Origin of the sequence: Pseudoalteromonas rhizosphaerae (assembly GCF_028885455.1) — a bacterium.
Lineage (GTDB): Bacteria > Pseudomonadota > Gammaproteobacteria > Enterobacterales > Alteromonadaceae > Pseudoalteromonas > Pseudoalteromonas rhizosphaerae.
This window is the reverse complement of the sequence record NZ_CP118496.1, coordinates 2,849,107-2,864,373: the sequence shown is the minus strand read 5'-3', so window position 1 is coordinate 2,864,373 and position 15,267 is coordinate 2,849,107. Positions and strand designations below refer to the sequence as shown.

14 protein-coding genes are annotated in these 15,267 nt (G+C 41.2%); 1 reads left to right on the top strand and 13 read right to left on the bottom strand.

The annotated features are described in order from the left end of the window. Positions 1-37 precede the first annotated feature (37 nt). Positions 38-2,314 (bottom strand): acyl-CoA dehydrogenase, encoded by a 2,277-nt coding sequence (locus PVK79_RS12270; RefSeq protein WP_145242304.1) that lies wholly within the window; start codon positions 2,312-2,314, stop codon positions 38-40. A gap of 180 nt (positions 2,315-2,494) precedes the next feature. On the opposite strand from PVK79_RS12270, the gene PVK79_RS12265 reads away from it, so the two are divergent. Continuing rightward, positions 2,495-4,339, top strand: a complete 1,845-nt coding sequence (locus tag PVK79_RS12265) for a M2 family metallopeptidase (RefSeq protein ID WP_257325707.1) — start codon at positions 2,495-2,497, stop codon at positions 4,337-4,339. Positions 4,340-4,425: 86 nt separating this feature from the next. Here the strand turns inward: PVK79_RS12265 and PVK79_RS12260 are convergent, their stop codons facing one another. The 12 genes from PVK79_RS12260 to PVK79_RS12205 all read right to left on the bottom strand — a co-directional run bounded on the left by PVK79_RS12260 (position 4,426) and on the right by PVK79_RS12205 (position 15,214). Beyond that, positions 4,426-5,220 (bottom strand): putative porin, encoded by a 795-nt coding sequence (locus tag PVK79_RS12260; protein WP_145242308.1) that lies wholly within the window; start codon positions 5,218-5,220, stop codon positions 4,426-4,428. Between the two features lie 216 nt (positions 5,221-5,436). Next, the gene (locus PVK79_RS12255; protein WP_257325706.1) at positions 5,437-5,811 is read right to left on the bottom strand and encodes a PH domain-containing protein; all 375 of its coding nucleotides are present in this window, start codon (positions 5,809-5,811) and stop codon (positions 5,437-5,439) included. Then, positions 5,811-6,725 (bottom strand): ABC transporter ATP-binding protein, encoded by a 915-nt coding sequence (locus PVK79_RS12250; RefSeq protein WP_257325705.1) that lies wholly within the window; start codon positions 6,723-6,725, stop codon positions 5,811-5,813. Before PVK79_RS12250 ends, PVK79_RS12255 begins: the two co-directional genes overlap by 1 nt. Next, a complete protein-coding gene (locus PVK79_RS12245; RefSeq protein ID WP_145242314.1) occupies positions 6,722-7,540 on the bottom strand; it encodes an ABC transporter permease subunit in 819 nt (272 codons plus the stop codon). Before PVK79_RS12245 ends, PVK79_RS12250 begins: the two co-directional genes overlap by 4 nt. Positions 7,541-7,663: 123 nt before the next feature. Beyond that, positions 7,664-8,845, bottom strand: a complete 1,182-nt coding sequence (locus PVK79_RS12240; RefSeq protein WP_145242376.1) for a cystathionine beta-lyase — start codon at positions 8,843-8,845, stop codon at positions 7,664-7,666. A 45-nt stretch (positions 8,846-8,890) separates the two neighbouring features. Beyond that, positions 8,891-9,814, bottom strand: coding sequence for an NAD(+) diphosphatase (nudC, locus tag PVK79_RS12235; RefSeq protein WP_145242315.1), 924 nt, complete (start codon positions 9,812-9,814; stop codon positions 8,891-8,893). 133 nt (positions 9,815-9,947) lie between these two features. After that, positions 9,948-10,742 (bottom strand): glucosamine-6-phosphate deaminase, encoded by a 795-nt coding sequence (gene nagB / locus PVK79_RS12230; RefSeq protein WP_145242317.1) that lies wholly within the window; start codon positions 10,740-10,742, stop codon positions 9,948-9,950. Positions 10,743-10,958: 216 nt separating this feature from the next. Then, positions 10,959-12,101 carry a transmembrane glucosamine N-acetyltransferase NagX gene (nagX, locus tag PVK79_RS12225; RefSeq protein ID WP_145242319.1) on the bottom strand — a complete coding sequence of 381 codons (1,143 nt, stop codon included), beginning with the start codon at positions 12,099-12,101 and terminating at the stop codon, positions 10,959-10,961. A 60-nt stretch (positions 12,102-12,161) separates the two neighbouring features. Continuing rightward, on the bottom strand, positions 12,162-13,280 hold the full coding sequence (gene nagA / locus PVK79_RS12220) for an N-acetylglucosamine-6-phosphate deacetylase (RefSeq protein ID WP_257325702.1): 1,119 nt from the start codon (positions 13,278-13,280) through the stop codon (positions 12,162-12,164). Continuing rightward, entirely contained in the window at positions 13,280-14,194 is a 915-nt protein-coding gene (gene nagK / locus PVK79_RS12215; protein ID WP_257325701.1) for an N-acetylglucosamine kinase, read from the bottom strand. Before nagK ends, nagA begins: the two co-directional genes overlap by 1 nt. Positions 14,195-14,571: 377 nt before the next feature. Further along, positions 14,572-14,784, bottom strand: coding sequence for a helix-turn-helix transcriptional regulator (locus tag PVK79_RS12210; protein WP_149982957.1), 213 nt, complete (start codon positions 14,782-14,784; stop codon positions 14,572-14,574). A 1-nt stretch (position 14,785) separates the two neighbouring features. Further along, entirely contained in the window at positions 14,786-15,214 is a 429-nt protein-coding gene (locus PVK79_RS12205; RefSeq protein ID WP_257325700.1) for a hypothetical protein, read from the bottom strand. Positions 15,215-15,267: the final 53 nt, after the last annotated feature.

The window sequence follows — 15,267 nt, the reverse complement described above, 5'->3', positions numbered from 1 at the left end:
TAGCCTTGCTCGCAGCAAGGCTTGTTAGTTTTCGCTATTACAGTTCACCTGGCTGATAATTATCTACCGCAATAGCCTGTTTGCGTAGGTTATTTGCAGCATGTAGCTTTTCGCCTTGCTCATCAGTTATTAACTGTTTTTCAAGCGCACTGTCGATTGCAGTTGCTATATCAGCATTACGGTTAAGTGTGCCGTCACGTTGCCATTTCTTCAATCGTTTGAAGGCGGCGCTGGTATCATGCATCGCTATAAATGCATTCTCCATCACACCAGTACCCGCTTTATCATCCACATAACATAAATGAGTTAAGCGGTTTCTAAATACCCCTGGTTGCGTCATATGCTCACAAATTGTTTGTGCAAGTTCATCACTTGGGCGCTGGTAATGATTACCAAGCGGAAATACAATACGTTTTAGGATGAAGTTAATAACCGGGTTTGAAAAGTTTTTGAAAAAACCGTCAAATGCTTGGCCAATTTCAAACAGTGACAATTCAACCGCATATTTTACGAACGGAAGATCAGCTTGTTGACGCCCCTCGTCTTCAAAACGTTTTAATACACAAGATGCTAAGTATAAGTGGCTTAAGACATCCCCTAAACGCGCTGAAATCATCTCTTTACGTTTAAGCTCACCACCAAGTACTAACATTGCCACATCAGTGCTAAAGGCAAGTCCTCGGCTCATACGCCCTAATTGCTTATAATATGAAGCAGTCTCACCACAAACGGGCGATTTTGCAAAATAGCTTCGCGTTAATCCATGTATAAAAGCCATACTCGCATTAGTAGCGGCAAATAAAATATGCTGCAGTAATAATGAATCAAATTCTTTTAACGCGAGATCGTCATCTTCCATTGCTGCGGCTTCCATTTCTTTGAGTACAAATGGGTGGCAACGAGTTGCACCTTGACCGAAGATCATCAGATTACGGGTTAATATATTCGCCCCTTCAACGGTAATTGATACTGGAATGCCCATATAACCGTGCGCTAAATAGTTATTTGGCCCCACTTGGATCCCCTTACCTGAATGAATGTCCATAGCATCATTCATTACCGTGCGGCCCATCTCTGTCATATGATATTTGGCAATCGCAGTCACCACTGATGGGCTTAATTTTAAATCAATGGCTCCGGCAGTCATTAAGCGGCATGATTCAAGACTATAGGTTAGTCCACCAATGCGAGCCAGCGCCTCTTGCACGCCTTCAAACTGCCCGATAGAAACACCAAATTGTTGACGTACCATTGCATAGGCCGATGTCATACGGGCACATAAATGCCCTGTTGCACTGCTCAATGCTGGTAATGAAATACCGCGCCCGGCACTTAAGCACTCAACCAACATCCGCCAACCTCGTCCTGCCCCTTTTTGACCGCCAATGATCCAATCAAGAGGAATAAATACATCTTTACCGTAGGTTGTGCCATTCATAAACGCCATATTCAATGGATAATGGCGCTCCCCCGTTTCCACACCAGGGTGATCTGTTGGGATCAGCGCACAGGTTATACCTAGCTCTTTATGTTTACCAAGTAATCCATCGGGATCATACATTTTAAAAGCAAGTCCAAGAACCGTTGCTACGGGTGCAAGCGTAATATAGCGTTTTGACCAATTTAATCGTAAGCCTACAACTTCTTGGCCTTCAAACTCACCCTTACACACTACGCCAGAGTCAGGAATACTGCCAGCATCAGAGCCGGCTTCAGGGCCTGTTAGAGCAAAACACGGCACATCATCCCCCTTCGCAAGTGAAGGTAACCAGCGCTCTTGCTGCTCTTTTGTACCATAATGTAATAGTAATTCCCCAGGGCCTAAGCTATTGGGCACCATCACGGTCACTGCTGCTGTTAAGCTTTTAGTGGCGATTTTAGCTACAATGGTTGAGTTTGCGATTGCTGAAAACTGGCGTCCGCCAAATTTCTCGGGAATGATCAGCGCAAAGAAACCTTGGGTCTTTAGGTAATCCCATACTTCTTTTGGCAAGTCTTTATCTTTTTGCACAATGTGATAGTCATCAAGCATCGCCAACAGTGTTTCCACTTCATTGTCTAAAAATATTCGCTCTTTTTCGCTCAACTCTGGCTTTGGGTAGCTGTGAAGTAATTGCCAATCAGGATTGCCACTAAATAGTTCTCCATCCCACCACACGTCGCCCGCTTCCATCGCTTCACGCTCAGTTTGCGAAAGCGGCGGTAATACCTTTTTAAACATTTTAAATGTCGGGCGGCTGACGAGATTTAAGCGGATATCTTTAACCGCAAAAATAACTATCACCAACACCAGTAACAAAATAAACACTGACATGGAAACTATCCTTATTAATTAATAAAACAGATTGGCTTAATTATGACCGATCCTTTAATAAATACAATGCCACTATAAACTCGCATGGCCTGAGCTTAAGAGTCGGTTATTGATAAACTTTGCCTAACACATAGACGCTGCTATCATCCTACACGATAAATAACAAATATAAGGACCAACATGACTACTCCACATTTTAAGCTCAGTTTGAGCGCAATAATGGTTGCCAGCACATTAGCATTGAGCGGCTGTAACCAAGAAGCCACTAACACAGTAACTCAAGTTGCAAGCCCTGCGCCGGTAACTGCAAAAGACGCGCAAGCCTTTTTAGATACAACAGAGCAAGAGCTCAGTGCTTTATATCTAGAATCAAGTCGCGCGGAATGGATTTACGCTAACTTTATAACGCATGATACATCAGCCCTATCAGCTGAAGTAAATCGTAAAATGACCGAAGCGGTGGTTCGCCTTGCTAACGAAGCTGCACAGTTTGACTCTCTCGAACTTGATTATGACGCACGTCGTAAACTCGACAAATTAAAACTGGCACTGACTTTACCTGCCCCACAAGATGCAGAAAAAACAGCAAAACTATCACAGCTTGTGGCTGAACTTGGCGGTATATATGGTAAAGGTAAATATTGTAAAGACGATGGCAGCTGTTTAAGCCTAGGTGATATGACTGCAACAATGGCCACCAGCCGTGATTACAACGAACTGCTTGATTTATGGCAAGGTTGGCGCCAGGTATCAAAACCAATGCGTCCACTGTATGAACAACAAGTTGTATTAACCAATGAAGGCGCTAAAGAGCTTGGTTATGCAGACACTGGTGCAATGTGGCGTAGTAAGTATGATATGCCAGCAGATGATTTTGCCAAAGAACTTGATCGTATTTGGGGGCAAGTAAAACCATTATATGATTCGCTGCATTGTCATGTTCGTGCTAAGTTAGGTGAAAAATACGGTGAAGACAAAGTACCCCAAGACCAACCTATCCCAGCGCATTTATTAGGTAATATGTGGGCGCAATCGTGGGGCAACATTTATAATGTAGTCGCACCTGAAAATGCCGATCCTGGTTATGATGTAACCGCATTATTAGCCGAGCATAACTACGATGAACTTAAAATGGTACGCGGCGCTGAAAAATTTTTCACCTCAATGGGATTTGCACCTTTACCTGACACCTTTTACCAACGTTCGTTATTCACTAAACCTGCCGATCGTGATGTACAGTGCCATGCTTCAGCGTGGAATATAGATAGTAAAGACGATTTACGCATTAAAATGTGTATTCAGCGTACTGGTGAAGAATTCTCAGTTATTCACCATGAGTTAGGTCACAACTTTTATCAACGCGCTTACAATACCCAACCGCTTTATTATCAAGAAAGTGCTAACGACGGTTTCCACGAAGCCATTGGCGATACTATTGCGCTTTCGGTAACACCTGGTTACTTAAAAGAAATTGGTTTATTAGAGCAAGTGCCTGATGAATCGAAAGACATTGGCTTACTGATGAAAATGGCGCTAGATAAAGTAGCGTTTATTCCATTTGGTTTACTTGTGGACCAATGGCGTTGGCAAGTATTTTCAGGTGCAGTAACCCCTGAAAACTACAATAAGGCATGGTGGGAATTACGTGAAAAATACCAAGGTGTAAAAGCACCTATCACACGAAGCGAAGCTGACTTTGATCCAGGTGCAAAATATCATGTGCCAGGTAATACACCATATACACGTTACTTCTTAGCGCATATTTTACAGTTTGATTTCCACCGTAGTTTATGTGAAATAGCAGGTAACAAAGAAGCCATTCATCGCTGCTCAGTATACAACTCTAAAGAAGCAGGTGAAAAACTCAATGCTATGCTAGAAATGGGTTCAAGCCGCCCTTGGCAAGAAGCATTAGCCACCGTAACAGGTAAACCTGAAATGGATGCAACAGCCCTACTTGATTACTTTGCGCCACTGCAAAAATACCTTGATGAGCAAAATAAAGGCCGACAATGTGGTTGGTAAGTAAACTTAGTTAAATAACAAAAATGCAAAAGCCCGCTCAATTGAGCGGGCTTTTTTAGTATTGCAGTACTAGTATTACAGTTTGATTAGAACTGTAAGCTTACATTTGCAAAGTAAGCGTCATAACCAGAATCATCCCAGTTATTGCCGTAACCAGCTTTTAAGCCAACATTTTTGTTGAAGAAATGTTGAGCACCAAAAGTGTAATCATCGTTTTTATTAAATGTAACAAACGCTGATGTCGCTTTAGTGAAGTAGTAATTAGAACCTAATTCCCATGAACTACCACTGTCGTCAGTATCTGAAATAGTACCTTCAACAGTTAGGTAGTTACCTTGCTTAAGATCCATGAAGTATTTAGCGTTCACAGCGCGGTAATCAAACTCGTCATCAGATGTTACAGTGAAACCGATGTAATCTGTGCTATTAAGTTTATGATCATAAGCAAGATCAAATATTACTGAATTTTCGCCATCTTCAACGTCAATGAATGTCGCTTTTAATAATAAATTTGGATTAAAAAAGTAACCTGCTGATACATTAAATACGTCTTTGCTTGAAACAGAATCAACATCAAGGTTGCTATATTGAGCACCTACCACAAAATTTTCAACAAAGTACTCACCACCGATAGTTGTTACATCGCTAAAGTCATTATCAATGTATGAACCATATACGTTGGTTTGCTTGTTAATATACTCAAATTGATCGTAAGGACCTAATGTTGCTTTTGGTGAGAAGTAATATTTTGAATCAACACTAACTGTGTCGTTGCCATCGGTATCCATATATCCTAAATGGCTGATTGACTGATAGTTATCCGCAGCAGTCGCGGCACTAGAAAGAAGAATACTCGAAATAATAACTGCTAATTTTTTCATAAAAAGATTTCCCTATTTTACATTGTTTTATTGCTACAAGGTTTAACGTTTAACCGGTTGGTTAAGACGGGGCACATCCTAACGCGAGTAAACTGAATTGAAACTTAACTAAGTGCTTGTATTTTATTATAAAAATGTAAGTGGATGTAAGGAAGTGTAAAAAAAAGGTAGCGAATAGGAATGTTAATCGCTACCGTTTTAAAAGTTCAATTATGATCAAAGCGCGTACTGGCTGATTATCCGGTACACATCATTGATATTATCACCCGATTTAAAGTCTTTGCTGATCGGTGTTGGATCAGAGCCAACCCAAATTTTTAATTCAGCATCTAAATCAAAATGACCTGCACTTTCTTTACTAAACTTAGTAATTTTTGAATAAGCAATACTGATCATCTCTATTTTTAAGCCAGTGACCCCCTGCTTATCCAACAAAATTAAACGTTTGTTAGTAAAAATAAACATGTCACGTACCACTTTATAGGCCTTTTCAACTTGTTCACCTTCAATCAGTGTATTTGCCAATACTTTTTCTAAATCATTGTCATCAATTTCACTGGCATTACCCATTAAACCACTTAATAAACCCATTATATTTGCTCCTGTTTAAATATTTGATTTTCTAATGTATGGCCGTTTACCAATTGGCGATACCGCCAACCTTGCTGATAACAATGTTGCAGTATGGTGATATCAAATGGTGTCGCCGTTTTTTGGTACTCAATAACATATTCTTTAGCTTGGCTCATATACACTTTAGACACTTCTGCTAAAGCTTGTATTTTCTCTTCAACATCCGGGTAATGCTCGCTCAATAACAATGTAATAAATCCAGACTCTAGTTCGCTATTATCACTGTGCGTTGGATGCTCTGTGAGCTTACCTTTATCAAGGTGCAGTACATGTGAACATAAGCGTTCTAGTTCAGTTAAATCATGCGAACTTAAAATAAAGGTAGCCTCACTGCTAAGATTCGCAACCACTTCGCGTACTTCGCGAGCATGAATAGGATCAAGCCCAGCGGTTGCTTCATCCAGCATGACTATTTGTGGTTTCCCGATCAGCGCTTGACCTATGGTGACACGTTTACGCATTCCATGTGATAAATCATCAGAACGCTGTTTAGCAACGTCAGCTAGTCCGACTAACTCAAGTACGCGGATCGCTTCTGCTTGGCTTTGCTTATTTGACAGCCCTTGTAGCTGGCCATAAAACGCCAGTTGGTGAGCGATACTAAAGCGCGGATCAAGTTGAGCATCTTGCGGTAACGCACTGAGCTTGCCAAACAATTCACTACTACCTGGATTATGTCCAATAATATTGAGCGTGCCTTTTGTTGGTAAAATATAACCGCATAACAAACTAAACAAGGTGGTTTTGCCTGCACCATTTGGCCCAACCAGTGCTACTGACGCGCCTTGCTGTATCTCAAAACTTACCTGATCAAGGGCCAATTTATTACCATACTGCTTAGTTAAACCTGTTGCGTGTATTAGTGTGCTCATAGAGAACTCCTTGCAAAAATACGCTGAGCAATCGCTAGCATCACGGTAGTTTGTATTAACGGAATGCCAATGCTATTAAATATTCCTGCGTTTTGTCCTGCCATTTGATCAAGTTGTACGCCAGGGAAAACATAATCAAGCATTGCCAAAACGGGTATTTGCCAGCTTAAAATACTGACCACAATATTTCCGCCAGCAAAAAATAATACGGCAAGCACTACAGTTAAACGCGCTGAGCGTGCAAAAGTATTTAACAACGTCATTAGTGCTATAAAGGGCAAAACAGCAATTAATAAATAACAGAACAAAATAAAGCTGCGACTTATGCCACTGACTAATAATGCTGGATCTCTAAATACCATAACCGCAACTGAAGCTACCAAGGTAACAAGTAGTAATGCTGCTAAAATAAATACCTGTCCTAAAAAGCGGCCAAATAACATTTCATTACGGGTAGCTCTAAGAGATAAAAAGCGTAGTGTTCCTCGTTGTTTATCACCAACAAGTTGGTCGCTACATAAAAACAAGCAAAAGCTGGGAAAGCTATACAATGCAATTAACCAATACATAGCTAATTCAGCTTCAGGCCAATCGAGTAATTTACTCAGCCCAATAGCGCCAAACACTTGTTGTGCTAAATCGGCTATTTGGGGCGAACTAATTAAGCTGACAGCTTGACCTATCGGATAACGTAAAATCAATAACCAACAAATCGAAAATGCGGCAACAGCAAGTAAGCCGCGCTTGGTCAAAAATAATCTCACTAGTTCAAACTGGGCAATCTTTAATAATCGCTGAGGGTGGAGTTGCGTCACAGATATTCCTTATTAATCTATATACAGCTTACACTAAGGGCAAACGTGTTGAATTACTAGCAAAAAAAAACCCGTATTAATACGAGCTTTGTAACAAATAATGTAGTCTTATTGATCCGCAGGCTACAAATTCTGTTGGTATATGTCGAGTGCTTGGCTTAAATCAGCAATCAAATCGTCCACATCTTCAAGGCCTATATGTAAGCGGATCACTGGTCCTTGCGTCCAACCAGTTGCTGAGCGTAAACCTTTCATAGTTAAGTTGGCAGTCACTAAACTCTCGAAGCCGCCCCACGAGAAGCCCATTTTAAAATGCTCTAAACTATCTAAAAAAGCATCAATCGCGCTTTGGTTACCTTGTTTCATAACAAAAGAAAACAAGCCATTACTACCATCAAAATCACGCTTAAAAAACTCATGACCCGGACACGTTGCAAATGCCGGGTGACGAATATGGTCAACCAACGGATGTTGCTCTAACCAAGTAGCGACTTCGATCGCGGCTTTTTCATGCTGATTTAAACGTACCGCCATAGTGCGCAGGCCTCTTAACGCTAAATAAGCGTCATCAGCCGACGTACATTGACCAAGTAAATATGAATTTTCTCGAAGTGTCGGCCAGTATTTTTTATTGGCCACTGCCACCCCCATCATCACGTCCGAATGACCCACAATGTATTTAGTTGCCGCTTGAATACTAATATCCACCCCGTGTTCAAGTGGGCGATAATGCAAGCCATTACCATAGGTGTTATCAAGCATGGTCATTACCCCATGCTCATTGGCAACTGCAACCATGGCTGGTACATCTTGAATTTCCATGGTGATAGAACCTGGCGACTCTAAAAACAGCACTTTGGTGTTGTCTTTGATCAGCGCTTTAATATCTGCCCCAATTGTTGGTGGATAATAAGTCGTCTCAACGCCAAAGCCAGCTAAAATTTTATCGCAAAAATCACGCGTTGGTTCATAGGCATTATCTACCATTAAGATATGATCGCCCGCTTTCAAAAAAGCCAATAGTGTGCTGCTAATGGCCGCTGCACCACATGGATAAAGCGCACATCCCTCACCACCTTCAAGCTCAGTGATCGCTTCTTGTAATGCAAAATGTGTAGTAGTACCACGACGACCATAAAAAAGTGTTTTATCGCCACGTTTTTTTGCCGCTTCTTTAAGCTCTGCCACTGAATCAAAAACAACTGTCGATGCACGTTGCACTACGGGGTTAACCACCCCATGAGTATATGCTTTTTTACGTCCGGTACTTACTAACAGCGTATTTTTATTGCTTTTTGTCGTCATCATTAATCCTTAAAATATTTCGTTAGAACATACTCTGCACTATGCTTAATCTTGCAAATTACACCAATAGTCGATTAAATAGCGCGAAATAGAATCAGCTCTTGGTAGCTTTAAATGCTCCCCCTTTTCGTGCCAATTGCCAAATTGAGCGAGCTCTTCACGGCTAAACCACTGCGCATCGTCTAGTTCGTCCTTATCAACCTGGATATTTTCTGTAACAGCTTCAGCGGTAAAGCCCAGCATAATCGATGATGGAAATGGCCACGGCTGCGAGGCAATATACTTAACATTTTCAACCACAATGCCCGCTTCTTCCATCACTTCACGCGCCACCGCTTGCTCTAAGCTTTCGCCCGGATCAACAAAACCAGCTAAAGACGAATACATACCTGGTGCCCATATTGCTTGGCGACCAAGTAAACAGCGTTCAACACCATCAGCAAATGTACGAGTAACCACCATGATCACGGCCGGATCAGTTCGCGGAAACGTTTGGTGTTTACACCCATCATTACTACATAAACGTGAATGACCAGCTTCAACAAGCTCGTTTTCGCTGCCACAACGTCCACAAAAACGATGAGTTGCATGCCAGTAACACAAACCTCGTGCCAGTGCAGCCATTGAGCCTTGCGCGATTTCCACTTGCACCCCAAAGCGGCGAATATCAACAAACTCAGCGTCACCTATCAGCTGACTTAAGACGGCTTCGTCTAGCTTGCTTACATCAAGTGCGAAATGACTGGTTTGCTGCTCATCTAAACCTAAAAAAATCGCTTCGTTTAATGCTAAGTGACTCACATCACTAAAGCTTAAAAAAGTCACAGCAATATTATTTATATCAAATAAAGTGTGATTGTTATTCACCAATAACCAACGGCTTTGCTCATTTATTTGTGCTGCCACCCATTGTTGCTCTTTACGTAGGTTTGATGCACGGTTTAAAGGCATCTGGCTGTAATTAAGCATGCTTATCCTTTTTACTATTTAGATGGCTAAAACTACCATAACACTTACTTAAACCCAATTATTACTCACTGACAAATAGGCAAAAAAAAAGCCCTTACGGACTTTTTTAAACACACAATAAATTCTGTCGTAATTACAATGTAGCTAAATGAGCCTGTAATTTTTGATTTTCAGCTTCAATATGCTGATAAAATTCTAAATCGGCTAATTTACTTGCCGCCGCTTTATCAATTACAATCACTGCATCTTGATGAAGCTGTAGTGCCGACGCTGGACATGCAGCCATCAGTGGCCCTTCAATCATAGCGCGTACCGCATCCGCTTTATTTTCACCCGTTGCAAGTAATACGACTTTTTTCGCCTCTAAAATCGTACCAATTCCCATCGTAATTGATAACTGTGGCTGATATTCATCAGCAGCAAAAAAACGGGCATTATCATCTACCGTTGCTTTTGTGAGTGTTTTTACGCGAGTACGTGAACGCAGACCTGATGAAGGCTCATTAAAGCCGATGTGACCATTACGTCCGATGCCTAATAACTGTACATCAACACCGCCTGCTGCAACTATTTTGTCTTCGTATTCTTTGCATGCTGTAATTGGGTTTAGGGCATCCCCTGGCGGTACAAAGGTGTTATCTTTGTTTATATCAATATGGCTAAACAATTGCTCATTCATAAAGTGGCGGTAACTTTGTGGATGATCGCCCGTTAAACCTAAGTATTCATCTAAATTAAACGTTGTTGCTTGTGAAAATGAAATCTCACCCGCTTTATTTTTAGCGATTAATTCTTGATATAACGCAACTGGCGTAGAGCCCGTTGCTAAACCGAGCACTGACGTTGGTTTTTTTTGTAATTGTGTTGCGAAAATATTTGCGCCATATGCTGCTACGGCTGCTGCATCATTTAAAATTACTATTTGCATATTAATTTGCTCAGTTATTAAATTAGTTGATGAAAAAATGGGATCTAAGTCCCAACCCCATGTGCAATCGGATTGGGCCTTAGATCAAACCAAACAGGGATACACTATTTGGTCAATACCATTATGACAACGCTGTCATTATTACCATTCAATTTTAGTTTGTAAAGTAAAAGTGAATAAAAATTTACCTTTTTTACTGTGCTGTACATTAGCCAGCTAAACACTGACAAATATTTTGCGCTTATACATCCAATGTAATAAAAGCATTTGCACCAGCAAAAGCGCAACAACGCCAATCAGTGGCTGCCAATCGGTAGCTGCTGCTGCAATAAAGCCACCAAACACGCTATGGCTTATAAACTCCCAATTCACTAAGCTTGATGCCAAATAAATAATGATTGAGTTAGCACCAATAATCACAAACGGATAAGCTAATTTTTGGCCATTGAGAATATCAACCACTGCATAAAACACAGCCAGTAATATTGCGCTCCACCCGACTGTGACTAAAACAAATGAACTGGTCCATAATTCTTTATTAACTGGAAACTGTAAATCCCAAAGCCAACCTAAGCAAACACTCACAACACCTGCAACAAATAATATGCCTGCTGTTTGCCACTCGCCAACCTTACTTGCTCTGGCGATTAGTTGTCCTGCAAATACCCCAAACATGGCATTCACAATAGCTGGTAGACTCGATAACACGCCCTCGGGGTCGACGGCTCTATTTTGATAACTAATACCGGGTAAAAAATGCGAATCAAACCATGCATTCCAACTCCCCTGTGCACTTAAATCACCAGCGTTACCACCTGGTACAGGAATAAAACACATCAAGATCCAATACCCTAGCAGGAGAGCGATTGCTGTAAAGAGCTGTGTGCGAATACTGGTATGCCACACTAGCATTGCACAGAAAAACCATGCAATCGCTATTCGACCAAGTACACTCGCATAGCGTATTTCATCGAAGGCAAGCGGAATACCTGTGCCCCAACCATGGTTATACATCACCCCTAACCCGCACAATAGCAATAACCGCTTTAATGCTTTAGCATAAAAAACTTTTCGCTCTTGCCATGGCAGGTGATCGATGCGTTTTGGTGCTAAGCCCATCGCCACACCTGATAAAAAGATAAATAACGGAAAAATCAAATCGTAAAATGTAAATCCATGCCATGCACTGTGTAGCGTATGCGCTTCAAATACCTGCCAACCAGTCCAACCGGTTAAAACAAATAAAGCGGCAAAAATAGATTGCCCACCTAAAATCCAAAACATATCCATGCCACGTAAAGCATCAAGAGATGCTAAGCGCTTTTTACTCGGCTTTGTGTCTGTATGTGCTGTTGTCATTATTTTTACTCTTAAATAAAAAGCCCCGCGATACAACTGCGGGGTTTTTACAGGGAAACGTTACACTGCATTACCTGCAATATAAGTGGCTTTTACAAACTGATGTTCATCGAGCACCACAAAGTCTGCATCAAAGCCATCAAGTAAACGTCCCTTTTTCTTGAGGTTTAAATATTCTGCTGGATACAGTGCAGCCATGCGTAAACTTTCACTGAGGCTTACATCCAATGTATTAATGGTATTACGCACTGCACTGGCCATGTCTAATACACTGCCTGCTAATTCGCCCGTACTTGAGTTTAATCTATCCCCAGTACGAATTACTTTGCGCCCGTCAAAAAAATCAAATTCCATATCATCGGTACCCACTGGTGGCATTGCGTCAGTGACTAACATAATTTTGCCGCGCTGTTTGGTGCGAATAGCTAATTGTGCAGACAATGGAGCTACATGATGCCCATCAACAATTAAGCCACACCAGCTGTTATCATGCCAAAGCGCAGCGCCAACCACGCCTGGTTCACGCGATGTAAACGGCGACATCGCGTTATATAAATGTGTAAACCCATCGGCGCCAGCATTGAGTGCCGCCATTGTCGTTGTATAGTCAGCATTAGTGTGACCTAGTGATACTTTTACACCACACGCCACTAAGCGCTCAATATCAGCAATGCTGACATTTTCTGGCGCTAAGGTAACCATTTTGATACCTAAATCTTGACGCGCATAAATGGCAAATTCTTGTTCGCTAATTGGGCGAATAAACTGCTCACTGTGTGTGCCTTTTTTTGGAAAAGACAAATGCGGACCTTCAAAGTGAATACCTAATACACCCGCGACCCCTTCGCATATTGCTTTTGCTGTTGCATCAGCAGCTGCTTGCATGGTTTCAACTTTATCGGTGATAAGTGTTGGCATCAGTGCCGTTGTACCAAATTGACCATGCGCTTTTGCAATACGATCTAAGCATTGTGTGCTTTGCTCAGCATTAAAAAATGCCCCGCCACCGCCATTAACTTGTACATCGATAAAGCCTGGCGCAACTAAACCATCTAGCTCAATAACACTGCCGGTGGTGGAAGTTTCAAGATGAAAAACGCCATTTTCAACGCTGAATAATGCATTATCTAGAAATTTTTCAGCCGTGAATAAACGTGTCGCGCGATAGAAGGTTTTCATTACAGTGCTACCTTTTGGTCTTGCTCTAATACTGATTGCTGTGCAAAATAAATTGCGCCCATTTCAGGCGGTTGCTTTGGTACTTCAACGAGTTTTGCAATTGCTGGGTCAAGCCATTGATTTAAAGGCTCTGCAAGACCACCGATCATAGATAAACGCGGAGGATTGTTCTCTAATAAACGATGCGCTAACTGACTCACGTATTGCGCTCCGTCTTTTACAATGGCTAAAGCGATTTGATCGCCTTGGTGTGCTGCATCAAATACATAGCGAGCAAGTTTTGCATAGCTACTTGACGGTTGTCCAGCCATTTGCTCTGCAATGCCCATTGCTGTGGTGACATTAAAATGCTCTTTAACCACTGGCGTCATTATCGTGTGAGGACCTAAACCATCTAGCTCCATTAACACCGCTTTAATTGCCTCTAAGCCCATCCATGCGCCACTGCCTTTATCGCCAAGTGCAAAACCATGACCGCCGTAATTCACCGACAGCCCTTTTACATATGAAAAACCACATGAACCAGTACCCGTGATTATCACGGCACCATCACCGCCTTCATGAGCCCCGATACACGCCGTATGTAAGTCAGTAGTTAAAAACATTTGTTTAAATGGGTGCTCCCACTCTGTTATTTTTTCATATAAGTTCGGTAAATTAACACCCGCCAATCCTAAACCGGCATACACTTGATGAATAGACTCTAATGGCAAACCTGCATCGCGCATCGCCAATTGTGTAGATACCATTATTGACTCTAATGTGCGCTCCAACCCATGTAATGGATTCGCAGGGCCACCTAAACCTGTTCCTAATACCCCGTTTTGCACAGAGTATATAGTTGCACGGCACTTAGTTCCGCCACCGTCGATACCAATATACAATTGGTCCTCATTCGCACTCTTAGCCATCATTTAACGACCTCTAACCTTCGTTTTATATTTGTATTAATCGCATGTTTTTTTATTATCTTAATGCGATTCACCCTCAACCCATGTTGAATTAATGTTACACAACAAATGACAGCGTTGTCATTAAGTTTTTTATAAAAAATCTCACATATCCCACATTTATCTCTAATTAACTGAATTAAATAAATAATTAATATCAATTAAATTAGTGTCGACTATCTTTTAACGTAATAATAAGGTTTAAAAATGACATTATTACCTAAAAAAACAACAAAAATGGTGATTTATAACACTATTTTCATAACTTAAATGGCCAAAAAACATAAATAAAAATGCAGAATATGCATCCAGTTTACCAAAAATAATAATTTAGTAAAGATTCACTGTCGATATTGGAATATTTTTTCTAGTGGTAGATTAAAAACAATCGCGATCTTAAAAGCGACCTCCAGCGACGGTGAATACCTTGCCGCTTCAATTGCGGCAATTGTTTGACGCGTCACCCCAACGACTTCAGCTAATTGCTGCTGCGTCATTTCATTATGCTGAAACCGTAATGCACGGATCGTGTTAGTAATCGCTAACTTTGCCATTCTAACCTCTATATAATAGCCAAGCTTCGGCCCCAGCGCCGATTATCTCGCTCACCAACGCTGCGATTACTAACTGGTGAACCGGACTAATTGCAAACCCAAAATGTGGGTCAATCAGCATTGCAAACACCGCGTTCACAACGCCTAATTGTAAAATAAGTAGTGCAACACTTTTTGCTTTTAAGGCAATAGCCTGTTCGCGTTCATCTTTCGCTTGATTCGCATATTTAGTATTAAATATCGCTAAGATAATGTGCATCACAATAAGCATTACAACGGTTTGTATCGTAAGTGATATCAACAAGCCACTTGCTAATAACGGATCCATCTGAGCTTCTGACGTCATTGATAATACTGACTGCAAGTAATTAAACAACACAACCATCGTTATGCACATCTCAAGTAACCGCGATTTTTGTGTATAACTCATATCACCCCCTTATAATAATAAATTTGATGTTAAGTATACTTAACATTAATGAC